The sequence below is a fragment of the Nitrosomonas cryotolerans ATCC 49181 genome (assembly GCF_900143275.1).
GTDB classification, from domain to species: domain Bacteria; phylum Pseudomonadota; class Gammaproteobacteria; order Burkholderiales; family Nitrosomonadaceae; genus Nitrosomonas; species Nitrosomonas cryotolerans.
Window position 1 is genome coordinate 1896538 of the sequence record NZ_FSRO01000001.1, and the last position, 14788, is coordinate 1911325.

14 protein-coding genes and 1 tRNA gene are annotated in these 14788 nt (G+C 40.5%); 9 read left to right on the forward strand and 6 right to left on the reverse strand.

Going from position 1 to position 14788, the window contains the following annotated elements; all coding sequences use genetic code 11:
- Positions 1-96: 96 nt before the first annotated feature.
- The 9 genes from rpmI to BUQ89_RS08480 all read left to right on the forward strand — a co-directional run bounded on the left by rpmI (position 97) and on the right by BUQ89_RS08480 (position 7873).
- Entirely contained in the window at positions 97-294 is a 198-nt protein-coding gene (gene rpmI, locus BUQ89_RS08440) for a 50S ribosomal protein L35 (protein ID WP_028462131.1), read from the forward strand.
- Positions 295-305: 11 nt separating this feature from the next.
- On the forward strand, positions 306-665 hold the full coding sequence (rplT, locus tag BUQ89_RS08445) for a 50S ribosomal protein L20 (RefSeq protein WP_028462132.1): 360 nt from the start codon (positions 306-308) through the stop codon (positions 663-665).
- A 103-nt stretch (positions 666-768) separates the two neighbouring features.
- Positions 769-1788, forward strand: coding sequence for a phenylalanine--tRNA ligase subunit alpha (pheS, locus tag BUQ89_RS08450; protein ID WP_028462133.1), 1020 nt, complete (start codon positions 769-771; stop codon positions 1786-1788).
- Positions 1789-1826: 38 nt separating this feature from the next.
- Positions 1827-4193, forward strand: a complete 2367-nt coding sequence (gene pheT, locus BUQ89_RS08455) for a phenylalanine--tRNA ligase subunit beta (RefSeq protein WP_028462134.1) — start codon at positions 1827-1829, stop codon at positions 4191-4193.
- Between the two features lie 241 nt (positions 4194-4434).
- Entirely contained in the window at positions 4435-4743 is a 309-nt protein-coding gene (locus tag BUQ89_RS08460; RefSeq protein WP_028462135.1) for an integration host factor subunit alpha, read from the forward strand.
- A 359-nt stretch (positions 4744-5102) separates the two neighbouring features.
- Positions 5103-5179 (forward strand) — tRNA-Pro (locus tag BUQ89_RS08465).
- A 105-nt stretch (positions 5180-5284) separates the two neighbouring features.
- A complete protein-coding gene (surE, locus tag BUQ89_RS08470) occupies positions 5285-6025 on the forward strand; it encodes a 5'/3'-nucleotidase SurE (RefSeq protein WP_028462136.1) in 741 nt (246 codons plus the stop codon).
- Between the two features lie 58 nt (positions 6026-6083).
- Positions 6084-6746, forward strand: a complete 663-nt coding sequence (locus tag BUQ89_RS08475) for a protein-L-isoaspartate(D-aspartate) O-methyltransferase (protein ID WP_028462137.1) — start codon at positions 6084-6086, stop codon at positions 6744-6746.
- 17 nt (positions 6747-6763) lie between these two features.
- Positions 6764-7873 (forward strand): peptidoglycan DD-metalloendopeptidase family protein, encoded by a 1110-nt coding sequence (locus BUQ89_RS08480; RefSeq protein ID WP_051537661.1) that lies wholly within the window; start codon positions 6764-6766, stop codon positions 7871-7873.
- Between the two features lie 94 nt (positions 7874-7967).
- On the opposite strand, the gene smbP is transcribed toward BUQ89_RS08480, so the two are convergent.
- The 6 genes from smbP to nadA all read right to left on the reverse strand — a co-directional run bounded on the left by smbP (position 7968) and on the right by nadA (position 14614).
- Entirely contained in the window at positions 7968-8315 is a 348-nt protein-coding gene (gene smbP / locus BUQ89_RS08485) for a small metal-binding protein SmbP (protein WP_028462139.1), read from the reverse strand.
- A gap of 392 nt (positions 8316-8707) precedes the next feature.
- Positions 8708-9478: an HAD family hydrolase gene (locus BUQ89_RS08490; RefSeq protein WP_028462140.1), complete on the reverse strand. Its 771-nt coding sequence runs from the start codon at positions 9476-9478 to the stop codon at positions 8708-8710.
- Positions 9465-10478 (reverse strand): L-threonylcarbamoyladenylate synthase, encoded by a 1014-nt coding sequence (locus BUQ89_RS08495; RefSeq protein WP_028462141.1) that lies wholly within the window; start codon positions 10476-10478, stop codon positions 9465-9467. Before BUQ89_RS08495 ends, BUQ89_RS08490 begins: the two co-directional genes overlap by 14 nt.
- 998 nt (positions 10479-11476) lie before the next feature.
- Positions 11477-12649 carry a cardiolipin synthase ClsB gene (clsB, locus tag BUQ89_RS08505; protein WP_028462143.1) on the reverse strand — a complete coding sequence of 391 codons (1173 nt, stop codon included), beginning with the start codon at positions 12647-12649 and terminating at the stop codon, positions 11477-11479.
- Entirely contained in the window at positions 12646-13398 is a 753-nt protein-coding gene (locus tag BUQ89_RS08510; RefSeq protein WP_028462144.1) for an endonuclease/exonuclease/phosphatase family protein, read from the reverse strand. The genes clsB and BUQ89_RS08510 overlap by 4 nt, the downstream gene beginning before the upstream one ends.
- Before the next feature lie 118 nt (positions 13399-13516).
- On the reverse strand, positions 13517-14614 hold the full coding sequence (nadA, locus tag BUQ89_RS08515; protein ID WP_028462145.1) for a quinolinate synthase NadA: 1098 nt from the start codon (positions 14612-14614) through the stop codon (positions 13517-13519).
- Positions 14615-14788: the final 174 nt, after the last annotated feature.

Consider the following 14788-nt stretch of genomic DNA (forward strand, 5'->3'; position numbering starts at 1 on the left):
TGATGTGCAGTTGAAAGTAATAATAAGTGATTACCAGGTTTTAAAAGTTTTCTGATTTGGAAGCACCTGGCTTCATATTAAAGTAGGAGTTATGTTATGCCTAAAATGAAAACAAAGAGTGGTGCTGCAAAACGTTTTAAGGTGAGAGCGAGTGGTAGTATCAAGCGTTCGCAAGCATTTAAACGCCATATTTTGACTAAAAAGACAACAAAAAATAAACGTCAATTAAGAGGAGTTGTCAACGTGCATCCGAGTGATGTTGGGTCAATTCGTGCCATGTTACCTTACGCATAGGAGAGATAGAGATGCCAAGAGTAAAGCGTGGTGTGACTGCTCATGCACGTCATAAGAAGATATTGGATTTGGCTAAGGGCTATCGTGGTCGCCGTAAGAATGTTTACCGTATAGCTAAGCAAGCCGTAATGAAAGCCGGACAATATGCCTACCGGGATCGTCGTCAACGCAAGAGAGTGTTCCGGGCACTATGGATTACACGTATTAATGCAGCCGCGCGTGAATGTGGTCTGTCTTATAGCGTCTTTATGAACGGTTTAAAAAAGGGATGTATTGAAATAGATAGAAAGGTTTTGGCTGATCTGGCTGTTTTTGATAAACCCGCTTTTGAAAAAATTGCTGAGAAGGCGAAAGCAAGTTTAGTAGTGTAACGGGTAAGCGATAAAGGAAAGCTGTAGGGAGGCAGGGTTTGGATGCCCAAGCCTCCCTTTTTCTTGCGTTGTTTCTGTAGTTAATTCTATATTTTGACTTTATATGGAAAATCTGGACGATATTGTTAATGAGGCCATTATTCTGCTTGATAGTATTGATGATGCGACCGAACTAGAGCAAGTTAAAGCCCGCTATCTTGGCAAGCATGGTGTGTTAACTGAATCACTGAAAGGGTTAGGTAAGCTTTTGCCGGAAAATCGTCCTGCTATGGGTAGTCGGATTAATCAGGCAAAGAGTCAAATTGAAGCTACGTTGAAACGTCGCCGAGAGGCCATTCAGATAAAAAAAATGGAGGCGCAGCTAACAGAAGATGCGCTTGATGTCACTTTATCTGGGAGAGGGGCAAGTGTCAGTGGTTTACATCCGATAACGCGAACTTTAATACGTATTGAATCTTTGTTTTGTTCAATTGGCTTTTCCGTAGCTTCCGGTCCAGAAATAGAAACTGATTTTTATAATTTCACCGCATTAAATATTCCTGAGAATCATCCCGCACGGGCGATGCATGATACTTTTTATGTTGATAACGGCGATTTATTACGTACTCATACATCGCCAGTACAAATTCATTATATGCAAAACAATAATCCACCAATAAGACTCATTGCTCCAGGACGTGTGTACCGTTGTGATTCTGATGTAACTCATACGCCAATGTTCCATCAGGTAGAAGGATTGTGGATTGATGAGAATGCAAACTTTACTGCATTAAAAGGTGTATTAGCAGATTTTATGCAGCACTTTTTTGAGCGAGAGGATTTGTCTGTCCGTTTTCGTCCTTCTTTTTTTCCTTTTACAGAACCTTCTGCAGAAATGGATATTGGTTGTGTGATGTGTAATGGAAAAGGGTGCCGTGTTTGTAGTCATACCGGTTGGCTAGAAGTGCTTGGTTGCGGTATGGTGCATCCTAATGTTTTAAAGCACGTTAATATTGATCATGAGAAATATATCGGTTTTGCATTTGGCATGGGTGTGGAGCGACTGACAATGTTGAGATATGGTGTAAATGATCTAAGGCTATTTTTTGAAAATGATTTACGCTTCTTAAAACAATTTAATTAATAGTAAATGCATTATTGACTGTATCTATAAAAAATCCCATGAAATTCTCAGAAAACTGGCTTCGTAACTTAGTTAACCCATCATATTCAAGTGAAGAATTAGCACATCTCTTAACTATGGCTGGACTGGAGGTGGAAGGTATTGATTCTATTGTGCCTGCTTTTGATAAAGTGGTGGTGGCTGAAGTATTATCTGTTGAGAATCATCCGGCTGCAGACCGTTTAAAGGTTTGCCGAGTGAATGTTGGTGGAGCTGAACATGAGTCATTGCAGATTGTCTGTGGTGCACCTAATGTTAGTGCTGGAGTAAAAGTGCCTTGCGCCGTAGTTGGTGCAAAGTTATCAGATATTCTTATTAAAAGAACCAAGTTACGTGGGATTGAATCTGCGGGAATGTTATGTTCGGCTAAAGAATTAGGTTTAAGTGATGAGACTGACGGGTTGTTATTGCTTCATTCTGATGCGCCGGTAGGCGAAGATTTTTATAAATACTATGAACTTGATGACCATATTTTTACGCTTAAGCTTACTCCCAATAGAGCAGATTGTTTGAGTTTATTTGGTATAGCTCGAGAAGTTGCAGCAGTTACCTCGATGGATTATGTCCCCTTAAGAGTTGAGCCTGTTCAGAATGATATCAACGACATTCTGACGGTGGACGTGGCTGTGCCAGAGGTTTGTCCGCTTTACTGCGGTAGAGTGATGCATAATATTGATTGCGAAGTATTAACGCCCTTATGGATCGCTTCTCGACTAGAACGTAGTGGTATCCGTGCTATTAATGTCGTTGTAGATATAATTAACTATGTCATGTTGGAAACGGGGCAGCCAATGCATGTTTTCGATCTGGCAAAGATTACAAGTGTGATTCAGGTACGTTATGCTCGATCAGGTGAAAGTATACAGTTACTGAATAATAATAAAGTTAATTTGAAGCCAGATATGTTATTGATCGCTGATGAGAATAGCCCACTTGCACTAGCGGGAATTATGGGTGGCAGTAATAGTAGTGTAGTACAAGGGACAACTGATATTTTTCTAGAGAGTGCATTTTTTCAACCAGAAGCAATTAATGGCAAATCTTTTGATTTAGGATTTAGTTCTGATTCTGCACATCGTTTTGAACGTGGCGTGGATTTTGCTGCCACACGAAATACACTGGAACGTGCGACTCGCTTGATATTGGCTATCTGTGGTGGAAAGACGGGGCCAATTACCGAAGTCAAGAGTAAGCTGCCACAGCGGCTTCCGGTTAAAGTGCGCATAGATCGAATAAAACGGATATTAGGTATCGAGATTGATAACAGCCAAGTTGCCGGGCTTTTTGAACGTCTGAAGTTCAAATTTTCAGCTAATGGAGACATATTCCATGTAACGCCACCAACCTATCGCTTCGATCTTACCATCGAAGAAGATTTTATTGAGGAGATTGCGCGTATATATGGATATGACAATATTCCAGCCAGTTCTCCCCGGGCGAATCTGGATATGTTGCCAGCATCTGAAATGGGACGTTCAGTAGTCCAGTTGAAACAAATTATGGCTATGCGTGATTATCAGGAAGTGATTAATTATGCTTTTGTAGACGCTGCATGGGAATTGGATTTTGCTAATAATAAAATGCCGGTTGTTTTAGAAAATCCTATTGCCAGCCAAATGAATGTGATGCGAAGTAGTCTGGCTGGTGGATTAATAGCTAACCTTCAATTTAACCTTAATCGTAAACAAACTAGGGTTCGTTTATTTGAGGTTGGCTGTTGCTTCTTGAAAGATGATGATAAAGACCATGTTCAGATGGAGAATATTGCGGGCCTTTGTTATGGAGATATTGTCCCTGAGCAGTGGGGAATTCAGGCACGGAGTGCTGATTTTTATGACGCTAAATCTGATATAGAGGCTTTATTTTTACCTAGACGTGTTGACTTCGAAGTGATTTCTCATCCCGCATTGCATCCTGGTAGATCTGCACAAATTCTGCTTAATGATAAGAATGTCGGATGGATAGGAGAACTACATCCTCGTTGGCAAAAGAAATATAATATACCAAAACCTGCTGTGCTATTTGAATTGCATCTGAATGCGCTGTTAACAAATATTTTGCCTGTTGCAAAAGAAATTTCTAAGTTTCTGCCGGTGCGGCGTGATATTGCGGTGTTAGTTGATAATCATGTCAGCGTTCGTTCGTTGCTAAAACGTATGTATGCTGAGGAACTGGCTATCGTTTCAGAGATTGCTTTGTTTGATATTTATCATGGCAAAGGCACAGCTGATGGTAAAAAAAGTCTTGCATTCCGAATCTTGTTACAAGATACTCAGAAAACATTAACTGATGAAGAAGTTGATTTTGTAATGACACATTTGATAAGGATTTTGGAACGTGAGTTTAGTGCGGAGCTACGCAACTGATACTTAAACTGATACTTAGTTAGGAATATAGTATATGGCAGTTAATCTAGAATTAGCTGCTGTATTTTTCGATGAATTTCTTAAATTCATATTAATTTAAGATACAAGTGGATTTAGTATTTGAGTCATTAATAGGTTACTTGTAAGATGCTGTTGCTAACTAAATTCTTGCATATTTGTACCGAAAACCCTCAAATAGTTGCTTAGCTAAAGAAATTAATAACTATAAGTGGAGCCGAGTATGGCATTAACGAAAGCTGAATTAGCAGATTTGTTATTTGAGAATGTAGGGTTGAATAAGCGTGAAGCTAAGGATATGGTCGAATCTTTTTATGAAGAGGTGCGAGTAGCATTACAGAAAGGTGAAGGCGTCAAGCTGTCAGGTTTCGGTAATTTTCAATTACGCGCTAAGCCGCAACGTCCTGGGCGTAACCCGAAAACTGGAGAAGAAATTCCGATTACGGCGCGGCGTGTGGTAACTTTCCATGCTAGTCAGAAACTTAAGACGATGGTAGAAAAAAACTATCGCGGGAAACAAAAAGCTGAATAATATTTTTCTGCTGGAGAGCTCGGATATATTGCATTCCATATTTTATGTTTCTGGAAATCGCTTGCTTACAGCGCATAACTTCCATTAAGTATTAAAGAAGTAATGATTGATTATTAGTACAGATGGGATATTGTAAATCTATTCTGCGTATTCTATGCGCAGAATACTCGCCACATTGTAATACAGATAATTAATTGAGACGCAGTAAATCAGTATTAATAAGATAATGCCTTATTATTTTATTCTGTGTAGTGAGTGGAAGGATCTTTTATGGAGATAGGATTAAAATTGTTATGTCGCTATCTTTTCCTTGATAGTTTCTAACCTTAAATAGGGCTTTGTTTGTTATAATTTATGTTCGGGGCGTAGCGCAGTCTGGTAGCGTACTTGCATGGGGTGCAAGTGGTCGGAGGTTCGAATCCTCTCGCCCCGACCAGTTGGTTTAATGAATAGCCTTGTATAGTTTAGATATGGTATGGTCTGAGTTATGGGCACAAGTAAAATCTATTTGTAATCCTTTAATTATATTTAAATTATTGAAATGCGCATATTACTCAGTAACGATGATGGATATTTTGCGCCGGGTCTTGCTTGTTTAGCCGAAGTGCTTTCTGATATTGCGGAAGTTATTGTGGTTGCGCCGGAACGTGATCGGAGTGGAGCGAGTAACTCATTGACATTAGATCGTCCACTAAACCTGCATAAATCTCATAATGGTTTTTATTATGTTAATGGGACACCAACTGACTGCGTGCATTTGGCAGTAACAGGAATGCTTGATATTCTTCCAGATATGGTAGTGTCTGGTGTCAATTATGGCGCTAACATGGGAGATGATACTATTTATTCAGGTACAGTTGCTGCTGCTACTGAAGGTTTTCTATTGGGAATACCTTCCTTAGCTGTATCGTTAGTTGGCGCTTCGAATGGCAACTTCTTAACTGCTTCGCTTGTTACGGCAGACCTGGTGAAACGTTTCAATGAAAAAAATATTTGTGCCCCTGTATTATTGAATATAAATGTACCTGACATCGAATATTCTCAGCTAGAAGGATTTGAAGTAACTCGATTAGGTCGTCGCCATAAAGCTGAGCGAGTAATTAAATCACAAAGTCCACGAGGTGAAACCGTGTATTGGGTTGGTGCAGCAGGCGCGGCACAAGATGCAGGCGAGGGAACGGATTTTTTCTCTGTTCAACATAATCGAGTATCGATTACACCGTTGCAGATAGATTTAACTCGATATGATCAATTGGATGTGGTAACAGAGTGGCTGGGCTAGTATCTAAGCACTTGTGATACCTTTAGTAACAAGACTTTTTTATGGATACTGATTTCTTGTGAGTGCTCGCCATTCTGGAACTGGTATGACCTCGCAGCGTACGCGTATGAGGATGATTGAGCGTTTACGGACACAGGGTATCGCTGATGAAGTGGTGCTGTCTGTGATGAGTTCTATTCCTCGCCATGTCTTTATAGAGGAAGCATTATCAAGCCGTGCTTATGATGATATCGCTTTACCAATTAATTTTGGGCAAACAATATCGAGTCCATGGATTGTTGCGCGTATGAGCGAGCTACTACGGGCTAATTTAAAACTTCGTAAGGTGCTTGAAATCGGTACTGGTTGTGGATATCAGACTGCGGTTCTGGCGCAGCTGGCATATGAAGTATATTCGCTTGAACGAATAGGTCCATTACTAACGCGTACTCGTATTCGCTTACAGCAATTACAAATTAAAAATGTTCATTTAAAGCATGCTGATGGCATGTTTGGATTGAGTGAAGCTGGACCATTTGATGGTATTATCATGACAGCCGTGACGGCTGAGATACCTATGTTGCTATTGGAACAGCTGGAAGTGGGTGGAAGAATGGTTTTTCCTAAAGGAAGCCGGAAGCAGAATCTGTGTATTATTGAACGTAATTCTCAAGGATATATGGAGACCGTGTTGGAAGAAGTAAAATTTGTACCGATACTATCTGGTGTCGTGAGGAAATAACGATGCAGGAAAATGAAATGAAAGATAATATAATTGGACTGGTAAAATTAAGTCTTGATAAGAGCATCGTTATGACTTTTACTTATTTATATAGCCGGTCTAGGTTGCTATCTTCTGTTCACTTTTTATTATTAGTCATTTTTTGTTGCCTTCTAGTTAGTTGTGGGTCAACATCGCGCCCAGCCCCGATAGTTGATCGTGCATTGATCGACTCTTCTCAACCGCTAGGCAAAGCAACTGGTACAGATGCTACTAAAGCACAATTCTATACTGTACGAAAAGGTGATACATTTTACAGTATTGCGCTTAATCATGGTATTGATTACAAGGAATTGGCCGAATGGAATGGTATTGCTGATCCTAGCACCATAAGACCAGGTCAGCAAATTAATTTATCTGTACCTGCTACGTCTAAACAAGCGCAGCCTTCATTGTTTGCACTGACTCAGCAAACAACGCCATCAATAATTGATGTGCCCGGACATGCGCCAGATTTTATTTCAGAAAACAATTCTGTAGGTAATAAGCTAAAAACTGAGCCTAAGGGGCTTAAACTGCCTTATTCTGAGCGGGCTGTGGCTCAATTAGAACATCCAATTAAGGTATTGCCAATGAGCTCATCTACCGCTTCATCGGTTCCGCCAAAGATAAAAACTGATCCAGCTACGAATAATGTCGCTAAAACTGAGATTGCTTTGTCGCGCCCGCCGTCCCCTGTTTTGCCAAAAAAAGAATCGGATACTAAATTGAGTGGGGCTAATGTGGATTGGATGTGGCCTACTAGTGGCGAGTTATTGGCATCGTTTTCAGAAAACTCCAAAGGAATAAAGATTTCTGGAAAATCTGGACAATCAATTTTGGCGTCTGCCGCGGGTAAAGTGGTTTATAGCGGGAGTGGTTTGCGTGGCTATGGTAAGTTGATTATTATTAAGCATAATAGTACTTTTCTTAGCGCATATGCTCATAATAGAGAGATCCTGGTAAAGGAAGGGGATGCAGTAGCCAAAGGGCAGAAAATCGCAGAAATGGGAAACACGGATACCGATGGGGTAAAACTTCATTTTGAAATTCGTATGAATGGAAGCCCAGTAGATCCACTAAAATTCTTACCTAACAGATCTGGCTAGCACTGTATTAAAATTTTTGAGATGTAAGGTAAACAAGAATATCTCCACATGCATGATAAAGATATTCTTGTTAGATCAGATGATCACTATTAAATTAATGTGCTGACTCACGCATATGCTGCAACGCTTCTTCAGTGTGCTTGGTTGCTACATCAGCATGTCCCATCTTGGCATGGTTTATAGCCTCTTTTAAGTGCTTTACTGATTCTGTCATATGCTTATGTGCTTCGGCATGCGCTTTCTCAGCTGCTTCAGCATGCTTTAAACTTTTTTCTGCGTGTTTACGTAGTGCCTCTGCATGACCATCCTCTCCGTGAGCTTGAGCCATACCTGCGTGTTCCATGGCTTGTGATGTATGGCCAGCATCCTCTGCATGAACCTGGGCACTTAGAATAAGTGCTAAGGTTCCAATAATTACCAGGGTAGTTGAGATTAGTTTCATGATTAATTCTCCTTTATTTATTTATGAATTAAAGGATATCAAGGAAAAATATCCACGGTAGCCTGCAAACACTATTCATCAATTATGAAAAATGGTTCGCCCTTCAGTTATAGCATAAATTAAGAAAGAGGATATTAATTTTTATTGAAACACAAATTCAAGTAATCATTATAATTAAATTCATACGGCAGACAAATCAGCTTGTTGACCTAAGCCGTGGTTACTATTTGTCTCTTGACCATGCTTTGTTTTCTCTAAATGGTAAATCGAATATCCTGTATGCCGTAGTCAGTTCATGTGACATTTTATTTTGGAGAAAAAAGGTCAAACATCGGGTCAGTCACATCGAGAGGCTGTATTCATAATATAGATCTGCGAAATAATAAATTTATTTAATGTTTTATTAAATTATTTAGCATTTGCACATCTACCCATTTTTTACCAAAGGTATCTCCCATAATGACATCAAATGGCCTGGAAGGGCTCCCTAAGTCTGAAAGTACAACAGCAGCGCCATTAAAATTTTGTGAACGCGTATAGTCATTAACTGTAATGATGGTATTCAGTCCTGCAGAAGCTGCTGATTTCAACCCATTCTCTGAATCTTCTATAGCTATACATTGTTGCGCCGTCAATTCAAGATGATCGAGTACCCAGTGATAAATATCTGGTGCCGGTTTCTTCTTAGGCACAATGTCGCCTGCACCAATAATATCAAACCAGTGAATGGAATCTTCACCTAAGGTTGCTTTCAACAGATTAGTGACATTTTCGGATGTCGTGGTTGTTGCAATGGCAAGCTTAATTTTTTGATTATGTAATTCGTGAATTAAGCGAGCAACACCGTGGCGTAATGGAATTTCTCCCTGCTCGAGTAATATTTCAAAGTATTTGGTTTTTGCCTGATGTAAGTCGGCGATCCAGCTATCTAATTTATCTTTATTTAGTTCGTGGGGTGCATATTTTTCAATATAATGACGGATTCGCTCCTTGCCGCCGGTGACAAGTAGCAGTTCACCATAAAGTTCAATATTCCAGTTCCAGTCAAGGCCAAACGCTTTAAATGCCGCATTAAAAGCGGTGCGGTGGCCATCCTGTTCTGTATCTGCTAATGTCCCATCAACATCAAAAAGTACTGCGCGTAGTTCGTTATTTGTGTTCATTTAATGTATTATAACTTGCACGTTGTAGACGATCATTAATGGCCAGCCATGCCGTACTATCTGGCGGCGCTTCTACTAATAAACGATCAAAGCCTTTATGATCAAAGCGACGCAATGTTGCATATAATTGTTTGCCATAGGCCCCAGATTCTTGGGGTAAATAAAATTTCAAAATGTTTCTACTCGTTGATTGCGTTTTGTTTGCAACGGAGCATAATATCATAATTACCCGCAACCCTTGCGTTTCCAGATTAAGAGCGCGTTGCCATATAGATTCAGATGAAAGAATCTCGAGTGGGGTGGATGGCGCATAGTGTGAAGCGAGTGTGCCTGATACGCGTACGGTTAAGTTATTTCTGTCTGCCAGAATGACGCGCTCATTCAGAACGCTCTTAAGTGCTGCTAGTGGGACGCCACCGGGTCTCAATACAATAGCCGTCTGATCGCTAAAGCTAACAATTGTACTTTCTAAACCAACCTGACAGGGTCCTCCGTCTAGAATCATATCAACTGTTTGGCCAAGTTCTTCCTGAACATGCGCCGCTGTTGTGGGACTTATGCGCCCAAATCTGTTAGCTGATGGTGCAGCCAGTGCTTTCCTGCTGCCTAAAGCTTTAAGCAAGGTCAATGCGACAGGATGATTCGGTATGCGTAATCCAACCGTATCCTGGCCGCCTGTTACACTGTTGGGTATATGGCGGCTGCGTTGTAATATGAGTGTAAGTGGTCCAGGCCAAAAATGTTTTGCAAGTTGCCATGCAGATTCCGGCACTTCTTCTGCCCAATAATGTAATTGAGATATATTTGAGAAATGGACAATTAGCGGATGGTCTACGGGCCGGTTTTTTATTTTAAATAATTGGTGTATCGCAGACGGAATAGATATGTCTGCTCCCAAACCGTAAACGGTCTCCGTTGGAAAAGCAACTGTTCCACCTTTTCGTAATAGATCTGCCGCATGAATAATCTGATCACGCAATTCTGAAGTTAGCACAGTCATTTTATATGAATATTGAGAGGCTTTTGCAAAAGCCCTCACCAGAGGTTTTCGACTATTGATTATAAAGGGTTAATTTTTCAACTATTGGGGTTTTGCAAAGGTCTCATTGATTATATTCTATTTTATTCGGTTATAACGCTCAAACTATTCTGATGGCAATGTTAAAACAAGGATAACTCGAGGAAGAATATTAAATGTATTAAATAGTTACTTCTGGCTGCAGGATCTGTAATGCTGCTTGACTAGATACAAGTATAAAACGAAATTGAGTAATTATTTATCGGTACCTCCAAAAAATTCCTGGTGTTCAAGTTGGGGAAGTAAGGAGGCAGTTTTGGTTTGTCGGCTCGGATGATTTTCATACTACATTTGGTTGCGCCCGCTTCGTTATGACAATAGATTGCATTTGCGCCCAAACATTCATTATCAGCGGGAGGAGGAGATCGATCATTACGAAATGACCAGTTTGTCGACTGGACTGAAAAATCAGCTTGAATATACTTGGGCGTCCTCTCAACAAGCAATAAATCGGCGGACTCAGCCTGTTCTGTAAAAGCGAAGCCAACCTTAAATTCACTAAACCGAACCGGTGAATAGCTGGTTTGAGTTCGCTCGGCAGCTTGAATACCGATATTGCCGTGATATGGGCATATTTTGATCGATATAAATAAGCGGTATCCATTAAGTAATCGATATATTTTTTGAGACTTTTGCAAAGGTCTCTTTTTGTATATACATTAACCTGGCTGTCGTTATGTACGCGAACAGGGGTTTGTGTAAAATGTAAAGTAATCCATAGTCATAACATCAATGCAGTGTGTAATGTCTAGCGGTCTGGTTGGCGAGGCTAGTCTTTGGAGATCGCGTAAACCCTGCTTGTATTTGGGTGCTCTTGGGCTACAGTCACTGAATTGAAAATTCCCTTCTTTTATGAATGTATGAATGGAAGCAGTCAAAATAATAAATAGGCACATTATGGAATGCAGTTTTCCTGGGAATTAGGAATTACTATCCTCCCAGTTATAGCCTAATAATCCTTGCATCATACGCACAATATAATAGCTAATCCAATTAATTGTATGGTTATAGCAGGATTGGCCATCCCAGTTTGATCGTAATACCGGTATGGATTCCTCAGCGATCGCTTGTTTCAAACTCAATCTCAATGTGGCTGCAAATGACTGGTCACTAATAACCACATTAGCTTCGCGCGCAAGCAATAGACTAAAGGGATCAATGTTAGAGGAACCAACGGTAGCCCAATGCTGATCAATTACGGCAACTTTGGCATGTAAATAGCTTTTATTGTATTCGTAAATCTCAATACCTGCATCGAGTAAGTTTCGATATAGTGCCCGTGTAGCGTGATATTGCAAGCGATATTCAGCCCTACCTTGTAATAATAATATAACCTTCACACCACGTTGGGCAGCTCTACTCAAAGCAAGGCGGAAGTTCCTGCCTGGTAAGAAATAAGCATTAGCAATGATGATTTCGCTATATGAATGAATGATTGCATGCAGATAAGCGCCTTCAATATCACGTCGATGACGTAGATTATCGCGTATTACAAGCGCGGCTAGTTGGTTGCCGCAAGGTTTATCAGTGGGTTGTAAGGCAATATGATTTGTCCAACGCTTTCTAAAGTGTGCCCATGCTACCAGCAACCACAAGCGTCTGGCTGCCGCATGAATTGTAATAAGAAGTGGTCCTTCAATCAGAATTGCATAATCAAAACGAGGTGTGAGTTTCTTAGGATTGTGGAGATCGTCAATAATATTGATTCCTCCGACAAATGCCCGTTGCGCATCTAGCACCACGAGCTTACGATGCATGCGTCGTAATCGATAACGCCGCAGTTTTGAAAATAAAGACTCTTCTCTAAATATAAGTATTTTTATTCCTACATTCAGCATGCCTCGTATTATTTTTTTCGGTAGATTTTGGGAACCAAAGCCATCTAATAATAAATGAACAGATACCCCACGTTGTGCCGCTCGTTTGAGTGCGTCAGAAATCCTAGTACCAGTGGCATCATATTCAAAAATATAGACTTCAAGATGTATCTCATATCGTGCTGCATCAATAGCGGCTTCCAACATTGGAAAATATTCTACGCCGTTATGTAGGAGGGTAATATTGTTGCCACCTATAAAACGGGGGATACTCATATGCGAATTACCTTAGCTGATAATGCGGCATGATCAGATATTTTTGACCATGGATCACCTTGGTAAATATGCGCCGTTTTTATGTGAAATCCGCGTACGTAAATGCGATCTAGACGTAACATTGGCAATGCAGCGGGATAGCTGCGTGCTGCTCTGCCTCGGGTAGATTCAAAGACTTCTGTTAGACCCAGCTCGTCAGCTAAAATATAGCTGGCCATTTCACGCCAATCGTTGAAATCGCCCGCAATCACTAATGGTGCTTGAGATGGCACCATTTGTTGGATACGCCTACCGAGTGCCTGTAATTGTCTGCGTTGTCCGCGTTTAAACAATCCCAAATGGACACAGATGCAATGTAGATTTTCATGCCAACCGGGTACATTAATTTGGCAGTGAAGCATGCCCCGTTTTTCAAAACGATGCATGGAAATATCTTCATTTTCACTGGATATGATGGGGTAGCGGCTTAGAATTGCATTACCATGATGGCCTTCATCGTATACCGCATTCTTTCCATAAGCAAAATCACTCCAGACTGAATCTGCCAGAAATTCGTATTGGGAAAGACTTGGCCAATTCTTAAAATGAGCAGCATATGCTGTATGATGACCAACGACTTCTTGCAAAAAAACGATATCAACATTGAGTGCTCGTAAATGCTTACGTAACTCATGGACAATGATACGTTGGTTGAAGCTTGAGAAACCTTTATGGATGTTATATGTGGCAATATGTAATTTATCAAGCACGGAATAAATAGTAACTTTGAATAGTCTGATAACTACAAAGTTGTTCCGGAACAAAAAATATTTTTATGGGCATAGCTGCTAATTACTTGTGCTTAAGTATTTTTACACTGATATGTGACTATGATATTTCTAGCATTCGAGTCAAAGCAAGTTTTGCCAATTTTGATTCGTCTACGGGTACTTTTATCTGATTAACTACTTTTTCATTAACCAAATTTTCCAGTGCCCAAGCTAGATGTTGCGGGTCAATTCGTGCCATAGTCGAGCACATGCAAACCATTGGTGACATGAATTGTACTATTTTTTCCTGTGATTTGAATTCTTCACTGATGCGGCTGACCAGATTCAATTCTGTTCCAACCAACCAGCGAGTCCCTGCTTTTGCTTTGCTTATTGTATTGATAATATATTCAGTAGAACCCACGTAGTCCGATGCTTTGCATACTTCGTAACTACATTCTGGGTGAGAAATTACGAGTCCATCTGGATATTGATTACGAAAGCGCAGGATATGCTGTGGTTGAAACATCTGGTGTACCGAACAGTGTCCTTTCCATAGTAGAATTTTAGCTTTTTTTATTTGTTCTGGAGTAAGGCCGCCCATTGGCTCATCAAAATCCCAAACCAACATCTCATCTAGTGGAATACCTAGTTTGTGCCCGCTCCAGCGACCGAGATGCTGATCTGGGAAGAACAAGACTTTTTCACGTTGCGCAAAGGACCATTCTAGAATCTTGGTGGCATTACTAGAAGTACAGACGATGCCGCCATGCTCGCCACAAAAAGCCTTTAAATCAGCAGCTGAATTAATGTAAGTTATGGGCGTAATGACCTCTTCAGGATCGAGTATCTCGGCAAGTTCACGCCAAGCATGCTCCACCTTGGAGAGACTTGCCATATCAGCCATTGAGCAGCCGGCTGCAAGATCAGGCAAGATAACAGTTTGTTCTGAGCTAGAGAGAATATCGGCGACTTCAGCCATAAAATGTACGCCGCAGAATACCAGATAATCTGCGTTAGTCTGAGCGGCAAGATATGAAAGCTTCAATGAATCGCCAGTAAGATCAGCATATTTATAGACATCCGCTCGTTGATAATGATGCGCCAATATAATGACGCGCTTTCCTAATTTATTCTTGGCTGCAGTGATACGTTGTGCGCAGATATCATCTTGCATCTGATCAAAATGCTCGAACTTAATGGCTTCCATATACATGACCGTTTCTTTATTTATTACGTCTAAAAAGGAACATTAACACATTTGGATACATATTCAAGTTTGGGATTTAAAAATATACAAGCGAATGGGGCGAGATCTCGGCGAATGTAGTGATATGAGATAGCCAGTTGTCAATTAAACGGATTTTTAGGCTAAATACGCTATGCTGCC